The 16,257-nt window shown below is 68.7% G+C and carries 15 protein-coding genes; 11 read left to right on the top strand and 4 right to left on the bottom strand.

The genetic code is table 11. From position 1 onward, the window contains the following. The first annotated feature begins 5 nt into the window (after positions 1-5). The 8 genes from E0W80_RS08750 (at position 6) to E0W80_RS08705 (ending at position 9,148) form a co-directional block, all read left to right on the top strand. On the top strand, positions 6-902 hold the full coding sequence (locus E0W80_RS08750; RefSeq protein WP_047520473.1) for a F0F1 ATP synthase subunit gamma: 897 nt from the start codon (positions 6-8) through the stop codon (positions 900-902). 21 nt (positions 903-923) lie between these two features. Beyond that, a complete protein-coding gene (atpD, locus tag E0W80_RS08745) occupies positions 924-2,378 on the top strand; it encodes a F0F1 ATP synthase subunit beta (RefSeq protein WP_047520474.1) in 1,455 nt (484 codons plus the stop codon). Positions 2,379-2,380: 2 nt separating this feature from the next. Then, positions 2,381-2,641, top strand: a complete 261-nt coding sequence (locus E0W80_RS08740) for a F0F1 ATP synthase subunit epsilon (RefSeq protein ID WP_131492142.1) — start codon at positions 2,381-2,383, stop codon at positions 2,639-2,641. 76 nt (positions 2,642-2,717) lie between these two features. After that, a complete protein-coding gene (locus E0W80_RS08735) occupies positions 2,718-3,464 on the top strand; it encodes a peroxide stress protein YaaA (protein WP_131492141.1) in 747 nt (248 codons plus the stop codon). A gap of 117 nt (positions 3,465-3,581) precedes the next feature. Beyond that, on the top strand, positions 3,582-4,385 hold the full coding sequence (locus tag E0W80_RS08730; RefSeq protein ID WP_194239212.1) for a large exoprotein: 804 nt from the start codon (positions 3,582-3,584) through the stop codon (positions 4,383-4,385). A gap of 88 nt (positions 4,386-4,473) precedes the next feature. Next, the gene (locus E0W80_RS08715) at positions 4,474-5,457 is read left to right on the top strand and encodes an aldo/keto reductase (RefSeq protein WP_131492140.1); all 984 of its coding nucleotides are present in this window, start codon (positions 4,474-4,476) and stop codon (positions 5,455-5,457) included. A gap of 81 nt (positions 5,458-5,538) precedes the next feature. Then, entirely contained in the window at positions 5,539-6,336 is a 798-nt protein-coding gene (locus tag E0W80_RS08710; protein WP_131492139.1) for a protein phosphatase 2C domain-containing protein, read from the top strand. Between the two features lie 58 nt (positions 6,337-6,394). Further along, positions 6,395-9,148, top strand: a complete 2,754-nt coding sequence (locus E0W80_RS08705; RefSeq protein WP_131492138.1) for an FtsK/SpoIIIE domain-containing protein — start codon at positions 6,395-6,397, stop codon at positions 9,146-9,148. A gap of 44 nt (positions 9,149-9,192) precedes the next feature. Here the strand turns inward: E0W80_RS08705 and E0W80_RS08700 are convergent, their stop codons facing one another. Then, on the bottom strand, positions 9,193-10,188 hold the full coding sequence (locus tag E0W80_RS08700) for an asparaginase (protein ID WP_131492137.1): 996 nt from the start codon (positions 10,186-10,188) through the stop codon (positions 9,193-9,195). A gap of 67 nt (positions 10,189-10,255) precedes the next feature. On the opposite strand from E0W80_RS08700, the gene E0W80_RS08695 reads away from it, so the two are divergent. After that, complete coding sequence (locus E0W80_RS08695) at positions 10,256-10,750, top strand: OsmC family protein (protein ID WP_131492136.1); 495 nt, start codon at positions 10,256-10,258, stop codon at positions 10,748-10,750. A gap of 15 nt (positions 10,751-10,765) precedes the next feature. Here E0W80_RS08695 and E0W80_RS08690 read toward each other — a convergent pair whose 3' ends face one another. Then, entirely contained in the window at positions 10,766-11,563 is a 798-nt protein-coding gene (locus tag E0W80_RS08690; RefSeq protein ID WP_131492135.1) for a lysophospholipid acyltransferase family protein, read from the bottom strand. Between the two features lie 93 nt (positions 11,564-11,656). On the opposite strand from E0W80_RS08690, the gene E0W80_RS08685 reads away from it, so the two are divergent. Together E0W80_RS08685 and dxr are read left to right on the top strand one after the other, a co-directional pair. Then, the gene (locus E0W80_RS08685; protein ID WP_240740487.1) at positions 11,657-12,643 is read left to right on the top strand and encodes an FKBP-type peptidyl-prolyl cis-trans isomerase; all 987 of its coding nucleotides are present in this window, start codon (positions 11,657-11,659) and stop codon (positions 12,641-12,643) included. Positions 12,644-12,680: 37 nt separating this feature from the next. Beyond that, on the top strand, positions 12,681-13,763 hold the full coding sequence (gene dxr / locus E0W80_RS08680) for a 1-deoxy-D-xylulose-5-phosphate reductoisomerase (RefSeq protein WP_131492134.1): 1,083 nt from the start codon (positions 12,681-12,683) through the stop codon (positions 13,761-13,763). 37 nt (positions 13,764-13,800) lie between these two features. Here the strand turns inward: dxr and E0W80_RS08675 are convergent, their stop codons facing one another. Next, positions 13,801-15,423, bottom strand: coding sequence for a UDP-N-acetylmuramoyl-L-alanyl-D-glutamate--2,6-diaminopimelate ligase (locus E0W80_RS08675; RefSeq protein WP_205802325.1), 1,623 nt, complete (start codon positions 15,421-15,423; stop codon positions 13,801-13,803). 95 nt (positions 15,424-15,518) lie between these two features. After that, positions 15,519-16,196 (bottom strand): YcnI family protein, encoded by a 678-nt coding sequence (locus tag E0W80_RS08670; protein ID WP_131492133.1) that lies wholly within the window; start codon positions 16,194-16,196, stop codon positions 15,519-15,521. Between the last annotated feature and the right edge of the window lie 61 nt (positions 16,197-16,257).

The raw sequence follows: 16,257 nt of genomic DNA, 5'->3' as shown, positions 1-16,257 counted from the left end.
GACATATGGGCGCTCAACTCAGGGTCTACAAGCAGAAGATCTCTTCTGCTCAGACGACCAAGAAGATCACGAAGGCGATGGAACTCATCGCGGCTTCGCGCATCCAGAAGGCGATGGCACGCGTCAAGGCGTCCACCCCCTTCGCGCGAGCCGTGACGAGGGCCGTATCGGCCGTCGCGACGCACTCGAACGTGGATCACCCGCTGACCCGCGAGTCCGAGAACATCACCCGCTCCGCGGTCGTGATCTTCTCCTCGGACCGCGGTCTCGCCGGAGCCTTCAACTCGCAGATCCTCCGTGAGGGTCTCGAGGTCGCGGAGCTCCTGCGCGAGCAGGGCAAGGAGCCGGTCTTCTACCTCATCGGACGCAAGGCGGTCGGATACTTCCAGTTCCGTCGCCTCGCGGCCGCTGCGGAGTGGACCGGTGACACCGACACCCCGTCGTTCCACACCGCCGAGGAGATCTCCGCCTCGCTGCTCGAAGCCTTCGCCCGCGGGGGACAGGACGGCGGCGTCGACGAGATCCACCTCGTGTACAACCGTTTCGTCAGCATGATGACGCAGTCGCCGGAGTCCGTGCGTCTGCTCCCGCTGGAGATCACGGAAGCCGATGAGTCGGAGGCGGGCAACACCGTTTACCCGCTGTACGAGTTCGAGCCGGATGCCGAGACCGTCCTCGACGCCATCCTGCCGGTGTACATCCAGAGCCGCGTCTTCAACGCACTTCTCCAGTCGTCCGCCGCGAAGCAGGCAGCGACGCAGAAGGCGATGAAGTCGGCCAGCGACAACGCCGACAAGCTCATCACCGACTACACCCGTCTGCGCAACAATGCGCGCCAGGCGGAGATCACGCAGCAGATCGCGGAGATCGTCGGCGGCGCCGACGCCCTCTCGAGCAAATAGACCATCAGGAAAGAGACGAAAATGACCCTCACCGCTCCGGCTGACCAGCCGGCGACCGCGGTCGTCGGGCGCGTCGCACGCGTCAACGGTCCGGTTGTCGACATCGAGTTCCCGCACGACTCGATCCCCGACATCTACAACGCCCTGAAGACGACGATCGAGATGGGCGAAGAGTCCACCGAGATCACGCTCGAGGTCGCTCAGCACCTCGGCGACGACCTCGTCCGCGCCATCGCCCTGAACCCGACCGACGGTATCGTCCGCGGTCAGGAGGTTCGCGACACCGGTGAGGCCATCTCGGTTCCCGTCGGTGACGTGACCAAGGGCAAGGTCTTCAACGTCATCGGCGAGGTGCTGAACCTCGAGCCCGGCGAGACCTTCGAGGTCACCGAGCGCTGGCCCATCCACCGCAAGGCTCCGAACTTCGACCAGCTCGAGTCCAAGACTCAGATGTTCGAGACCGGCATCAAGTCGATCGACCTCCTCACGCCGTATGTGCTCGGTGGAAAGATCGGCCTGTTCGGTGGTGCCGGTGTCGGCAAGACCGTGCTCATCCAGGAGATGATCCAGCGCGTCGCGCAGGACCACGGTGGTGTGTCGGTGTTCGCCGGTGTCGGTGAGCGTACCCGTGAGGGTAACGACCTGATCCACGAGATGGAGGAGGCGGGCGTCTTCGACAAGACCGCCCTCGTCTTCGGCCAGATGGACGAGCCGCCGGGGACGCGTCTGCGCGTCGCGCTGTCGGCTCTGACGATGGCGGAGTACTTCCGTGACGTGCAGAAGCAGGACGTGCTGCTCTTCATCGACAACATCTTCCGCTTCACGCAGGCCGGTTCCGAGGTCTCGACGCTGCTGGGCCGCATGCCCTCGGCCGTGGGTTACCAGCCGAACCTCGCCGATGAGATGGGTGTGCTCCAGGAGCGCATCACCTCGACGCGTGGTCACTCGATCACCTCGCTGCAGGCGATCTACGTGCCGGCCGATGACTACACCGACCCGGCTCCGGCGACCACCTTCGCCCACCTCGACGCCACGACCGAGCTGTCTCGTGAGATCGCCTCGAAGGGTCTGTACCCCGCCATCGACCCGCTGACCTCGACGTCGCGCATCATGGACCCCCGCTACTTGGGCGAGGACCACTACCGCGTCGCGACGACCGTCAAGCAGATCCTCCAGAAGAACAAGGAGCTGCAGGAGATCATCGCGATCCTCGGTGTCGACGAGCTCTCCGAGGAAGACAAGATCGTCGTGTCGCGCGCACGTCGTATCCAGCAGTTCCTCTCGCAGAACACCTACATGGCCAAGAAGTTCACGGGTGTCGAGGGTTCGACCGTCCCGCTCAAGGAGACCATCGAGTCGTTCGATGCGATCACCCGCGGTGACTTCGACCACGTCGCCGAGCAGGCCTTCTTCAACGTCGGTGGTATCTCCGACGTCGAAGAGCAGTGGGCGAAGATCCAGAAGGAGAACGGCTGACCATGGCGCTGCATGTCAGCCTCGTCTCCGCGGATGCGGAGGTCTGGACGGGAGAGGCGAGCCTCGTGGTCGCCAAGACCGTCGAGGGTGAGATCGGCTTCATGAGCGGCCACGAGCCGGTGCTGGCCATCCTCGCCGAGGGGCAGGTTCGCATCACGCAGTCGGATGGCACCAAGGTGCTGGCCAACGCGCAGGACGGCTTCCTCTCGATGGAGGGCGACACCCTGACGATCGTGGCCGGCAACGCGGCTCTCATCGGCTAGCTTTCTCCTTTCGACGCGTCCGCCTCGGTACCCGCTCGGGTCCCGAGGCGGACGCGTCTGCATCCACCGAGGTTTCATGAAGATCCTGCTCCCTCCGTCCGAGACGAAGCGAGAGGGGGGCGTCGACGTCCCGCTCGACCTGCCCTCGTTGGCCCTGCCCGGTCTGGCCCCGCACCGCGCCGCCGTGCTGGATGCGCTCGTCGACCTCGCAGCCGACGAGCAGGAGTCGCGGCGTGTGCTGAAGCTGAGTGAGCGTCAGGCCGGTGATATCGCCCACAACCGGCGACTGCGGACGGCACCGACGATGCCTGCCGTCGACCGGTACACGGGCGTCCTATTCGACGCGCTCGACGCCCCCTCTCTCTCGACGGCGTCCCGCCGGTGGTTGGGCGACCATGTCTGGATCCACAGCGCACCGTTCGGTCCGGTCGGCGCCCTCGATCCGATACCGACCTATCGTCTCGCGGCGGGAACGTCGCTCCCCGGCCTTCCCGCGCTGCGGCGCCATTGGGCCGATGCGACCTCTGCGGCGTTCGTGGAAACCGCTGTGTCGTTCGTGCTCGATCTGCGCAGCGAGGCGTATGTCGCTCTGGGGCCGGTTCCGGACAGCGTGCCGTCGGCGTACGTGCGGGTCGTGACCGAGCACGGCAGGGCATTGAACCACTTCAACAAGAAGTCGAAGGGGCTGCTCGTCCGCGCCCTCGCCGAGGATCGGCCCCGAAGCTCCTCTCTTCGTGGCTTCCGCACGTGGGCGCAGTCGCGGGGGATCACGCTCCGCGACACCGATCATCGGGGCACCATCGAACTCGTCGTCGCGGAGTAGCGGGCGCTTTCGGGCGCTGACGCGCTTCCGCAGACCTCGTTGCCCGGGGATCGCGCGCACCGCTAGTGTGGTGTCGCGGCGTCAATCGCGTCCGTACATTCAGATCCGGAGGGGATCATGGACTCCTATTACGACTCGGGATACCTCGCCGTAGTTTTCGGCATCGTCATCTTCAGCGTCATCATCGGTCTTGCCGGGTACGTGCTGGGCTCTCTCTTCTTGATGAAGATCTTCGACAAAGCAGGTGTCGAGGGCAAGTGGCGTGCGTGGGTGCCCGTCTACAACGCGATGATCTTCTTCAAGCTCGGTGACCTGAGCCCGTGGCTCGTCCTCTACGGAATCGCTGGTGCCGCGCTGCTCAGCTGGATCGGCATCGGCTACGCGTTCTCGCTCGCTCTCGGAGTCTTCTCCGCGATCGCGGCCTGGCGCATCGGCCTCAAGCTTCAGAAGGACGCCGTCTGGGTCGTCCTCTACGTGTTCCTGAGCATCGTGTGGCTCGGTATCAACGCGTTCGACAAGTCTCGCTGGAACCCGAACATCCAGCCGGCATCGTGGGCTTCGAACGGCTTCCTCGGCGACCGGACGGTCTGGAACGGCGTGCCCGTCCAGCCGGCCGCTGCAGCCCCGCAGCCTGGCTACGGTGCGCCGCAGGGATACGCTCCGCCCGCGCAGCCGGGCTATGCGCCGCCGGCCCAGCCCGGGTACGCACCGCCGGCCCAGCCCGGGTACGCACCGCCGGCAGGCCCTGCGGCGCCCGCGACCGGAGCCCCGGTTCCCCCGGTTCCTCCGACGACGCCTCCGGCACCTCCCGCGGCCCCGCCGGCACCTCCTGCCGGTCCGCCGGCACCGCCCGCAGCTCCGCCGGCGCCTCCTGCGGCTCCGCCCGCATCGCCGAACGATCCCACGCAGCCTCCGGCGTGACCGTCTGACACAGAGCCCCCGACTTCGGTCGGGGGCTCTGTGCTGTGTGCGATCGTCTCCGGGCCCGAGCGGACGCTAACGTGGAGACATGGTCTTGACGCAGCGCCGAGTCGGCGCATCCGGTCTTCTCGTCTCCGCGACCGGCCTCGGCTGCAACAACTTCGGGCGCGCGGGGACGGCCACCGAGACCCTTGCCGGAACGCGAGAGGTGATCGACGCGGCGCTCGCGAACGGCATCACGTTCTTCGACACGGCCGACATGTACGGTGCGGTGGCCGGCGCGAGCGAGACGCTGATGGGCGAAGCGCTCGAAGGGCGGCGCGATCGCGTCGTGCTCGCGACCAAGTTCGGCCACGAGCGGGACATGGGGTATGCGTTCCCCGCCGCCCGCGGCTCCCGTCGATACATCCGCCGCGCCGTCGAGGAGTCCCTGCGTCGCCTGCGCACCGACTGGATCGATCTTTACCAACTGCACCTGCCTGACCCGGAGACGCCGATCGCGGAAACCACCGACGCGCTCGATGAACTCGTGCGCGAGGGGAAGATCCGCTACTTCGGGCACTCGAACTTCCGCGGATGGGAGATCGCCGAGGCGGAGTTCACGACCCGTGCGCGTTCGTCCGGACGGTTCATCTCCGCGCAGAACCACTATTCGTTGCTGGCGCGTGCCGCCGAGCGCGAAGTCCTCCCCGCCGCCGAGCGGTACGAGCTGGGCTTCTTCCCCTACTTCCCGCTGCACAACGGTCTCCTCACCGGGAAGTTCACGCGTGATGGTGGGCCTGCGTCGAGCAGGATCATGTCCGCACGAAGGCATGTCTGGGAGGACGCTCCGTGGGAGGCGCTCGAGGACTTCCGGCGCTTCTGCGACGACCGCGGCATCACGATGCTGCAGGCGGCTTTCGGGTGGCTCCTCGCGCACCCGGCGGTCTCCAGCGTCATCGCCGGAGCGACATCGGCGGAGCAGGTCGAAGCCAACGCGGCAGCGGGTGATGCCTGGCGTCCGGACGCCGCCGACCTCGAGATCATCGACCATCTGTTCCCGCTGCCCGCAGACCCGGGCGCACGAGTGTGATCGCAGTGCGGGGGAGTTCTACTACGATGTGTGAGTATCCTGCGGTCGCCCGATCCGTCGCAGGCCCATCGGAGGCAGTACGTGGCTGAGACGAAGACGCATCGCGTCACGGTTGCGCAGCGCCCTCTGCTGCTGTCCTGGGCAGGGGCCACCGACCTCGGTCGCCGCCGCGAGATCAATCAGGACGCGTTCCTCGCCGAGTACCCGCTCTTCATCGTCGCGGACGGCATGGGGGGCCATGCCGGCGGCGAGATCGCGAGCAGCAGCACCGTCGCGCGGCTCCAAGCCGTGGTCGCTGCCGGTGAGGTCAACGGGCCGGCGATCGAGAAAGCACTCGAGTTGGCCGTGGCTGACATCGCCGACCACCCGGAGACGACCGACGAAGGCACCGGCACCACGCTCACGGGTGTCTTCCTGGTCGGTGACGGCGAAGATGCGCACTGGGTGGCGTTGAACATCGGGGATTCGCGGGTGTATCTGCTCCGCGATGACCGGCTCGTACAGGTGACGACGGATCACTCCGTGGTCCAGGAACTGATCGCGGCAGGCAAGCTCAGCCCCGAGGAGGCGGAAGGGCATCCGTACAGCAACGTGATCACACGGGCGGTGGGGGCGAGCGAACTCACTGCGCCGGACTACGTCACCGTGGACGTACGCGCGGGGGATCGGTTCGTGATCTGCTCCGACGGGCTCACGAAGGAGCTCACCGACTACGGGATCCAGCACTTCCTCCGGGCCAACAGCGATCCAGCGGCAGGCGTCGATGCCATGCTCGCGGCCGCCTTGGAGAACGGTGGGCGTGACAACGTGACGCTCATCATCGTCCAGATCGAGGACGACAACGACTCCTCCTCCCCACCCGAAGACACCTCGGAATAGTCGCTCAGCGCTGTGGAGAGCGCCGTTCCTCTGACGTCCGTGCGGTCCACTGGGTGGCATGGAATCTCTTCCGATCGTTCTCCCGGCGGCCCCCGCAGCCTCTCGCCGCGCTCCGCTGCCGTTTCTGGCGGCCGTCGTCCCGGTGGTCGGGGGTGTGGCGCTGTGGCTGATCACCGGTTCGCTGTTCGCGCTCTGCTTCGCGGCACTGGGCCCGTTGATGATGGCGGCATCGTTCCTCGATGCGGCCCGAAACCGCCGCCGCGAACGTCGGCAGAGTGAGGCTGATGCGGAGCGGAACTGGGCCGCGGCCGACGCAGACCTGATCCGCCGCCATCGGGCTGAGCGTGAAGCGCTGTGGCTCCGTCTGCCCGACGCTTCCGTCTGCCTCACGCAGCCGCCCCTCCGCGGGGCACAGCCGCCCGATGCGGAGACCTCCCTCGTCGTGGGCACCGGCAGCGTCGCGAGCGGGGTCCGTTGCAGCGGGGGAGACGACAGCCGTGGCCGCGACTTCCGCCAGCGGTCCGGCGTCCTCGACGACGCGCCGATCGTGGTCCGGCTGGGTGGGGGCGTCTGCATACGCGGGGCGCGACCGGTGATCTTCGCCGTCGCGCGGGCGTTGGTGGTGCAGCTCGGTCTGCGTTTCGGTGCCGCACAGCTGTCGTTGGTGGGCACCGCTCTCGACGATTGCGGCCTCGCCGCGCTGCCGCATGCGCGACATTCGCGTCGAAGCGGCTTTCGCCTCGGCGTCGGGACGCCTGATTCCGGTCGCGTGGAGGCGGATGCACTGATCTGGCTCGCCCCCGCCGACACCGAGGTGCCGGAGGGGATCACCACCGTGATCGACGTCATCGAGCCAGGACGAGCGAACCTCCGTACGCCGAACGGGACGTCGACGCTGGCGGTCGAGTGCCTGTCGCTCGCCCAAGTGGGTCAGGTCGCCGAAGAACACGCAGTGCGGAGCGACGGCGCCGACGTGCTCCCGGACGTGGTCTCCTTGCACGAGCTGGAACAGCCGCCCGCCGGCGAAGGTCTGCCCGCGGCGATCGGACGGAGCGCGTACGGCGATGTCATGCTCGACATCGTCGAGGACGGTCCGCATGCCATCGTCACCGGCACGACGGGGACGGGCAAGAGCGAGTTGCTCATCAGCTGGGTCACCGCGATCGCTGCGCACCACGGCCCCGACAGGGTCACCTTCCTCCTGGCTGACTTCAAGGGTGGCACGGCCTTCGAGCCGCTGAGGGCGCTGCGACAGGTCGCGGCGGTGATCACGGACCTCGATGAGGAAGGCGCACGGCGCGGCGTCTCGAGCCTCACAGCGGAGCTCCGTCGGCGTGAGGCGCTCTTGGCGGCCGCAGGGGCCCGGGATGTGCGTGAGGTCGGGATTCCGCGGTTGGTCATCGTCGTGGACGAGTTCGCGGCGCTGTTGGCCGAGCACCCCGATCTCGGGGCGGTGTTCATCGATGTGGCGGCCCGAGGACGCGCTTTGGGCATGCATCTCATCCTCGGTACGCAGCGTGCGACCGGTGTGGTGCGAGACGCACTCGCCGCCAATTGTCCGCTTCGCATCAGCCTGCGGGTGGGGGACGCGGCCGACAGCAGGGCGATGATCGGCACCGATGCTGCGGCCGAGCTTCCCGGAGGTGCTGCTTCCCGCGGGGTCGGGCTCGTGCGGCGACCCGCAGACTCGGAACCGATCGCCGTGCGGGTCGCGCTCACCGGAGCCACCGAGTTGCGCGGCATCGGATTGCGCTGGGCGGAGACCGCGTCACCACGCAGCCCGTGGCTTCCGGCGCTTCCCTCGCGGCTTCCGCTCGGCGATCTGCTCACGGCGCCTGACCGCGCGTCGGGTGATGCGGTGATCCTTGGCCGGGCAGACGAACCGGCACAGCAGATGCAACCGCTGGAGAGGTTGCACTGCGGGCAGGAGCGGGGGCTGGTGTTCCTCGGGGCGTCGGGATCGGGACGCACAACGGCCCTGCGAGTTCTCGCGGCGCAGCGCTCCGGCACGGACACCGTCTGGGTGCCGCGGGACCTCGAGGGCGCATGGGATCTCGTCGACGCATGGAGCTCGGGCGAGGAGCGGGTCCCCGCTCTCGTGCTCTGCGACGACCTCGACGCGCTCGTCGCGGGCTTCCCGCCTGACTACGGCCAGCAGTTCGCCCAACGCTGGGAACACCTGCTGCGCTCCTGCGCGGGGACGACTTTCGCCGTGACCGCCGGCCGATCGACGGGAGCGGTGGGACGCGTGCTCGATGCACTTCCGCGCCGCGCGCTCCTGCGCATGGCGACTCGGGTCGAGCACCTCGCGGCCGGAGGTGAGGCATCCGCGTTCCTCCGCGACCGCAGCCCCGGGCGCGCGTGGATCGGTGACCGGGAGGTCCAGCTCGCCTGGGTCGATGACGACCACGACGGCGTCGGCGAGCCGATCGAGCCGCCCGCGATGACGACGTGGTCGCCGTCGTGCGCCGTCACCGCGATCGTCAGCGCCGGCGCGAGGGCGACAGCGTCGCGGCTACGTGACGCGCACGCCGGCTTCGAAGTAGTTCTCGTCGGTGCAGAGCCGACCCTGCCGGACGGTCACCGCATCCTGATCGCCGATGCCGAGACCTGGCAACGCAACTGGTCGTCGTGGCAGCGCATCCGCGCCGAAGGAGAGGTCGTGATCCGAGCGGAGCAGCCGGCGGACCTGCGGCAGCTCGCGGGGGTCCGCGAACTCCCGCCCTTTGCACGGTCGCATGCAGGACGGGCCTGGTCCGTTCGGGGAGCGGAGCCGCCGCGCCGAGTGATCCTCGCGGAGCTGACGCCGTGAGGACCAGCGGATCTTCGAGAGCCCGTGAGCCGACCGCTCGCGCCTCAGATGGCGGCGCTCGGGCGGATGGTCCCGACGATCGAGCCACCGCCGGACACGCCCAGGGGCAGAGCCTCCGCCAGCGTCGCGACGTCGGTGTCACTCAGGCCGCCTGAGCGGGCGAGCAGCGTGGCGGCCACGATCGTCGCTGCGCGGGTCGCTCCGTCCAGGACCTTCAGCGCCACGGTCGTGCCGTTCGGGGCGACCATCACCATGATGCCCTCGGCTCCGAACTTGGCGAACACTCCGAGCTTCTCGATCGCGATGGTGTCGGGCCGACCAGGGCCCTCGATCGCCCAGGGGTTCTCCCGCACTGCGCGGACCAGAGAACCCGCCACCCGATGGAGGGCGAACGGCGAACGGTCGGATGCCGTGCCGATGCGATGGATCGAGCGCGCCAGGCCCGTGAGCGTGATCGCGTGCACGGGGGCGCCGCAGCCGTCGATCGCCGTGTGCGCCACCTTCTCGCCCGTCAGGCGCTCGACGACGTCGCGGATGTGCGCCTGGAGAGGATGAGCGGGGTCGAGGTAACCGTCCGTCGGCCAGCCGGTCGCCACGCAGGCGCGCAGCATCGCGGCGTGCTTTCCCGAACAGGGCATCCGGACCCGCGAGGGTTCGCCGTGCTCGCGGACGAGTTCGTCGCGGCTGGCGGAGTCGGTCGGCCACGACGCCGGGCAACCGAGGTGGTCTTCGGTCAGCCCGCCTTCGGTGAGCATGTCGCGCACCACGGAGGCGTGCCGATCGGTGCCGACGTGACTCGCGGTGGAGATGGCGAGCTGCTCGCCCTCCAAGACGGCACCGGCGGTGATGCAGGCGACGGCCTGCAGGGGCTTGAGGCTCGAACGAGGGAGGATCAGGGCGTCGACGTTGCCGTGGCGGGCGATGACATCACCGTCGGAGGACAGCACGACCGCGGCTCCGACGTGACGCGATTCGACGAAGCCGCTCCGCTCGACGACGGCGAGTTCCACGGAATCCTGAATGGTGAGAGTCTCCAGCACCCGTCAACTCTATCGCCGCAGGCCTGGTCGCTCCGCCGACGTCGCACGGGGCTGGCAGACTGGCGACATGGCACAGTCGACTTCCCGCGCCCTCGGCGAACACCACTACGCACTCACCGCGACGTGGACCGGCAATCTCGGAACAGGCACATCCGGCTACCGCGACTACCGCCGTGACGTGACCATCGAAGTCAGCGGAAAGCCGGAGCTCCTCGCATCCGCCGACAAACCGTTCCGCGGGGACCCTGCACGGTGGAATCCGGAAGATCTGCTGCTGGCATCTCTCTCCGAGTGCCACCTGCTGTCATACCTGCATGCCTGCGTGACGCTGGGTGTGGTCGTCGTCTCCTACAGCGACGACGCCAGCGGGATGATGCGCGAGGACGGAAAAGGGGGAGGGGCCTTCGTGGAGGTGATGCTCCGCCCCGATGTCGTGGTCGCGGAGGCGTCGATGATCGAAGCCGCAGAGCGGGCGCACGAGTTGGCGAACCAATGGTGCTTCATCGCCAACTCGATGAACTTCCCCGTGCGCCACGAGGCGAAGATCAGCGCGCTCGCGTAGAGATGCGGTGGACCGTCAGCGACGTTCGTGGGGGAGCGCCTGCTTGATCTTCTCGATGGTGCTCTGCGCCGGTGCCTCGTTGTAGGCCCCCGCGAGCTCCTGGCCCGACAATCCGTGGATCGCGGCCATGATCTCATCGGTGGCGAGGCGGCGCGCACGTCCGCTCGTCGCGGGACCGTGCGGAGACAGATCGAGTGGCTCGCCGAAGCGGACCGTGATGCGCTCCGAGAGCGTCGGGACCTTGGCCCCCACGGGCATCACCTTGTCCGTGCCGATCAGCCCGACCGGGACGACGGGCGCGCCCGTCTGCAAGGCGAGGAAGGCGACGCCGGTGCGGCCCTTGTAGAGTCGACCGTCCGTGGAGCGTGTGCCTTCCGGATACAGCGCCACCGCGAGGCCCTCATCGAGGAGCTGCCGCTGCAGATCCAGCGCGTCCAGTGCTGCTTGGCCGGCCCCGCGTCGCACCGGGATGGCTCCGATGGACTCGAAGAACGTCTTGCTCATCCAGCCTTGGAAGCCGGTGCCCTCGAAGTAGGCGGACTTCGCGAGGAAGTGCACCGGACGGGGCGCGGCGACGGGGATCGCGATCGAGTCGATGAACGAGAGGTGATTGCTCGCGAAGATGACGGGCCCGGTCAGCGGCACCCGATCGCGACCTTCGATACGCGGCCGGTACACGAGGCGGGCGAGCGGGGTGATGAGGCTGCGGCCGAGGGTGTACGCGAAGCCGGCATGGCGTGGTTTCGCGGCCTCAGCGGGCGAGGATCCCTCTGCGGGCGACGATTCGGGCTCGACGGACTGCTCAGAGGTCATCAGAGCAGGTTACTCCCGGATCCATGCTCGTGTGGGAATGAAGAGTTCCGCCGCGCCTCCCAGCCGGGGCAAAGGGGTATGGGGGAGTATGGGGTGTCCCGCCCGCGATCCCGAGGTCTCACTGTGCGCAAGCGTCCGCTCATCGTCCTGTCCACCGTCGCCGCGGCGACCCTGCTGCTGGCGGGCTGTTCCGGCAGTTCCGCGCCGTCGAGCTCCGGCACGCCTGACCCGTCGGCTTCGAGCACGTGTGCTCTGGACGCGCAGCCAGGTGAGACCTCGGATGCCGTCGTCGTCGAGGGAGAGGGCGCCGACACGAAGGTGACCGTCCCGTCTGACGCGGCTTTCGCGGGCGTCGAGCGGACGGTCGTCTCTGCGGGCGACGGGGACGACGTGCTCGTCAACGACCTGGTCTCGGTCCAGTACCAGATCGTGGATGCGACGACCAACGAGGTGCTCGATTCCTCCGCTCGCGGCGAGGGAGGGGTGCTGCCCGTGCTCCTCGACACCAACCAGTCCTCGCTCTTCGTCGCCGCTCTCGAGTGCGAGCCGGTCGGCTCACGCGTCGTGCTCTCGCTGCCCGGCAGTGCCCTGGGCGAGGGCGCGAACAACGTGGTCGTCTACGCACAGGCCGTCGAGCAGCTGCCCGAAATCGCCACCGGAACCCCCGTCGACCCGACCCCCGGCATGCCGACGGTCACGCTCGATGATGACGGCAAGCCCTCGATCAAGATCCCCGAGGGTGACGCACCGACCGAGACCAAAGTTGCTGTCCTCACGCAGGGCGACGGACCGACCGTCGGAGCCGGCGACCTCGTCGTCGTGCAGTATCTGGGCGTCAAGTGGTCGGACGGCGAGGAGTTCGACTCGAGCTGGAGCCGCGACGCTGCACCGGCACAGTTCCAGACCACCGGCGTCGTCGCGGGCTTCCAGAAGGCTCTCGAAGGGCAGAAGGTCGGCTCGCAGGTCATCGTCGTGATGCCGCCGTCCGACGGCTACGGCGCGAGTGAAGGTCACGAGCTCCAGAAGGAGAGCCTCGTCTTCGTCGTGGACATCCTCGCCACCACGCCCGTCCAGCAGTAGCAGGGGCGGTATCCAGGACGTGTCCTAGGCTGGCGTCATGCGTCGCATCATCGTCCTCGGCTCCACCGGCTCCATCGGCACCCAGGCGCTGGATGTCATCCGCGCCAACCCCCGGCGATTCGAACTCGTCGGTCTCGCCGCAGGATCCAACCGCGAGATGCTGGAGGCGCAGGCTGAGGAATTCCGCGTCGAGCACACGGCGCTCGGAGCCGTCGACGCCGAGCAGCTCGTGCGCGACGTCGAGGCCGACGTCGTTCTCAACGCCATCACGGGTTCGATCGGTCTCGGCTCGACGCTGGCCGCGCTGCACGCGGGGCGCACTCTCGCGCTGGCGAACAAGGAATCCTTGATCGTCGGCGGTGACCTCGTCCTGGCCGCTGCCGCGCCGGGGCAGATCGTCCCGGTCGACTCCGAGCACTCGGCGTTGGCGCAGGCGCTCCTCGCCGGCACCCACGCCGAGGTGCGGCGCCTCGTGGTGACCGCATCCGGCGGCCCGTTCCGAGGGCGCTCCCGCGCAGAACTCACCGAGGTGACCCCCGCCGAGGCTCTGGCGCACCCGACCTGGGACATGGGGCGCATGGTCACGACGAACTCGGCGACCTTGGTGAACAAGGGGCTCGAGGTGATCGAGGCACACCTGCTCTTCGACGTCGCCTACGACGACATCGAGGTTGTCGTGCATCCGCAGTCGATCGTGCACTCGATGGTCGAGTTCATCGATGGTTCGACCATCGCGCAGGCGTCACCGCCCGACATGCGCCTGCCCATCTCCCTGGGGCTGGATTGGCCGCACCGTGTCGGGGGCGTCGGACGGCCGTTGGATTGGACGCAAGCGACGTCCTGGACGTTCGAACCGCTCGACAGAGAGGCTTTTCCCTCCGTCGCCCTGGCGAAGGCGGTCGGTCGCGCCGGCGGGACCTTCCCCGCGGTCTACAACGCCGCCAACGAGCAGGCCGTCGACGCGTTCCACGAGGGACGGCTGTCGTTCCTCGGCATCGTCGACACGATCGCCCGCGTCATCGACGCCCATGACGCTCCCGACGCCTTGACCGTCGAGACGCTCGCGGCGGCCGAGACCTGGGCGCGCGAGACGGCCGATCGAATCATCGCGGCGGGCTGAGCCCGGGGTCGGAGCGACCGGCGCCGCCCCGACGAGGTCAGTCCTCGTCGGGGTAGGGAACGGGCCAGCGCGGCTCCGGAACCGGCCATCCCGCCGCACGCAACGCGCGACGGGCGAGTTCACGAGCGGAGTAGGGCGTGCGGACGCCGCGGATGTCCCGGTAGTCCTGGTGGCCGGGGCCGGCCCAGAGGATCGCGTCGCCGTCGCCGACCAGTCCGACAGCGGTGATGATCGCGTTCTCGGGCGGTGAGGCCTCGTGGATCTCCGCGTCGGGCCGGGCCTGTCGCGCGCCGGCGATGAGCGTGGCGCGGATGGATGCCGGATCCTCGAACCGCGGATGGTGATCGGTCACCACGAGGATGTCGCTGCCTTCGACCGCCGTGCGCGCCATGTCGAACCGCTTGCTCGCATCGCGGTCTCCGTCGGCGCCGAACAGCATCAGCACTCGGCCCGGTGTCACCCGACGGACGGCGGCGAGCGTCTTCTCGAACGCGTCGGGGGAGTGCCCGAAGTCGACGAACACGGCGGGACCCCGCTCGCCGGACACGAGTTGCGTGCGGCCGGGGAGATACGCGCGGATGCCGTCGTCCTGAGCGAGCGCCGTGACGATGCGGTCCCACGCGTAGCCGCCCTCCAGGAGCATGACGATCGCGAGCGCGGCGTTGGCGGCCATGTGCGGACCGATGACGGGGACCGTCGTCGTGAGTGAACCGGAGGGGCCGGTCATGGTGAACGTGGTGCCGGCCGCTCGCTCGTCGTCGATCACGACGACCCAGTCCGCCGCGGAGGCCGCGGCGGGGTCGGCTGCGATCGACGGTGTTCCGACGGTCACCACGGGGATCTCTGCGCGTTCGACCACGATCGCCCCGGACAGCGAGTCGAGGCAGATGACGCCGCGTTTCGCACGGTCGGGTCGGAACAGCGGCAGTTTGGCCTCGAAGTACTCCTCCATGTCGGCGTAGTCGTCGAGGTGATCATGGCTGAGGTTGGTGAAGCCGGCGACGTCGAAACGGAGACCGTCGACGCGGTGCCGGGACAGCGCCTGAGCGCTGACCTCGACGGCCACCGCTTCGACCGCTCGTTCTCGCATGAGGGCGAGAAGGGCATGCATCTCGGATGCCTCGGGCGTCGTCAGTCGGGAGACGATGACCTCCCCGGCGATGTGGCGCTCTGCTGTGGAGGAGAGCCCGGTCACGACCCCGAGCTGGTCGAGGATCCCCTCGAGGAGGTGCGAGACGCTGGTCTTCCCGTTGGTCCCCGTCGTCGCGAACAGCAACGGCAACGGATCATCGGCGCCCGTGCCGTGCACCCAGGCGCTCAGGTCGCCGAGGACGGCGCGGGGGTCGTCGACCACGATGATCGGCAGCCCTGTGGACTCCGCGATGGCCGCTCCCGGCTCGTCCGTGATGACGGCCACGGCGCCCTTCTCGGCAGCGGCGAGCGCGAAGTCCGCGCCGTGACGGTTGACCCCCTGAATCGCCACGAAGGCCTCACCCGGACGGAGGTCCGCCGTGGCCAAGGTGATGCCGGAGAGGGTGATCCCGTCGATGTCGCCGCGTACGGAACGGGCGAAACGGGAAGCGAGTTCGGACAGCTCACGCCGGGGCGGGTTCGCGGGGCGGAGCACGGGAGGCAGGCTCGGTTGTTGTTCAATCGACATGTCGCATCCATGATCTCATGACGGCGCGGCGAACCCTCCTGCGGCACGACTCCCCGCACGCCCGGAACACAGCGCGCGAGGAGTCGTGCGCGGCGTCAGGCCTTTCGGCGGTAGGCGAGGACCGCGACGACGAGAGCCGCGACACCGGCCACGAGCCCGCCGGCGCCGAGGGCGATGCCCACGGGGTCACTCGCAGCGGCCTGGGTGCTCTCCTCCGTCGTCTCAGCAGCCTCGTGGTCACCGTGACCGGAGGTTGCGGCCTCCGTGACGGACACGACCGGCGCCGGTGCGTCGAGACTGTGCGGGTCCTCCCCGTTCTCGGCGAGCTGCGTCCACTCGGTCGACCCCTCGACGCACTCCTGCACGACGGGGAACGCCAGGGTGTCGGGGGTGCTCTCGTCGAGCCCGACCGACATGCTCACCGCACCGCGGAGGTCGTTCGGCACCGGTGTGACAGCGGTGTAGGTCACCGCGCTGACGAGGCCATCGCCCCCGCGCTCCACCTCGATGTTCCAGTCGCCGTCCATCGTCGGCGCGACGGAGGCGAGACCCTCGGGCATCGTGATGCGCAGGGCGGTGGTCGGCGAATTCTCGCAGCCGTGCGAGAAGGAGAAGGTCAGGACGCCGTGGTCTCCGGCGACGAGTTCATCGGGGCTGACGCCCACATGGGCGCTCGCCATGGCGGGAACCGCGAGGGCGAGGAGCGCACCGCTGAGGAGGCCGGTGGTGGCGAGGACGGTGCGGCGCGTGCGAGAGGGGGTGTTGCGGGACATGGTGTATCTCCTGGTGCTCAATGTGCGGGCGCGCCGGACGGCGCGAATCCGCGAAAGGGTG

Origin of the sequence: Microbacterium sp. PI-1, from assembly GCF_004337555.1 — a bacterium.
In the GTDB taxonomy this organism is placed as follows: Bacteria; Actinomycetota; Actinomycetes; order Actinomycetales; family Microbacteriaceae; genus Microbacterium; species Microbacterium aurugineum.
This window is presented reverse-complemented; position numbering and strand designations above follow the sequence as displayed.

What these genes read in the sequence shown, in the direction of transcription:
- E0W80_RS08750 (WP_047520473.1), top strand. Translation starts at nt 6, where the DNA reads ATGGGCGCTCAACTCAGGGTCTACAAGCAGAAGATCTCTTCTGCTCAG.
- atpD (WP_047520474.1), top strand. Translation starts at nt 924, where the DNA reads ATGACCCTCACCGCTCCGGCTGACCAGCCGGCGACCGCGGTCGTCGGG.
- E0W80_RS08740 (WP_131492142.1), top strand. Translation starts at nt 2,381, where the DNA reads ATGGCGCTGCATGTCAGCCTCGTCTCCGCGGATGCGGAGGTCTGGACG.
- E0W80_RS08735 (WP_131492141.1), top strand. Translation starts at nt 2,718, where the DNA reads ATGAAGATCCTGCTCCCTCCGTCCGAGACGAAGCGAGAGGGGGGCGTC.
- E0W80_RS08730 (WP_194239212.1), top strand. Translation starts at nt 3,582, where the DNA reads ATGGACTCCTATTACGACTCGGGATACCTCGCCGTAGTTTTCGGCATC.
- E0W80_RS08715 (WP_131492140.1), top strand. Translation starts at nt 4,474, where the DNA reads ATGGTCTTGACGCAGCGCCGAGTCGGCGCATCCGGTCTTCTCGTCTCC.
- E0W80_RS08705 (WP_131492138.1), top strand. Translation starts at nt 6,395, where the DNA reads ATGGAATCTCTTCCGATCGTTCTCCCGGCGGCCCCCGCAGCCTCTCGC.
- E0W80_RS08695 (WP_131492136.1), top strand. Translation starts at nt 10,256, where the DNA reads ATGGCACAGTCGACTTCCCGCGCCCTCGGCGAACACCACTACGCACTC.
- E0W80_RS08690 (WP_131492135.1), bottom strand. Translation starts at nt 11,563, where the DNA reads ATGACCTCTGAGCAGTCCGTCGAGCCCGAATCGTCGCCCGCAGAGGGA.
- dxr (WP_131492134.1), top strand. Translation starts at nt 12,681, where the DNA reads ATGCGTCGCATCATCGTCCTCGGCTCCACCGGCTCCATCGGCACCCAG.
- E0W80_RS08675 (WP_205802325.1), bottom strand. Translation starts at nt 15,423, where the DNA reads ATGTCGATTGAACAACAACCGAGCCTGCCTCCCGTGCTCCGCCCCGCG.
- E0W80_RS08670 (WP_131492133.1), bottom strand. Translation starts at nt 16,196, where the DNA reads ATGTCCCGCAACACCCCCTCTCGCACGCGCCGCACCGTCCTCGCCACC.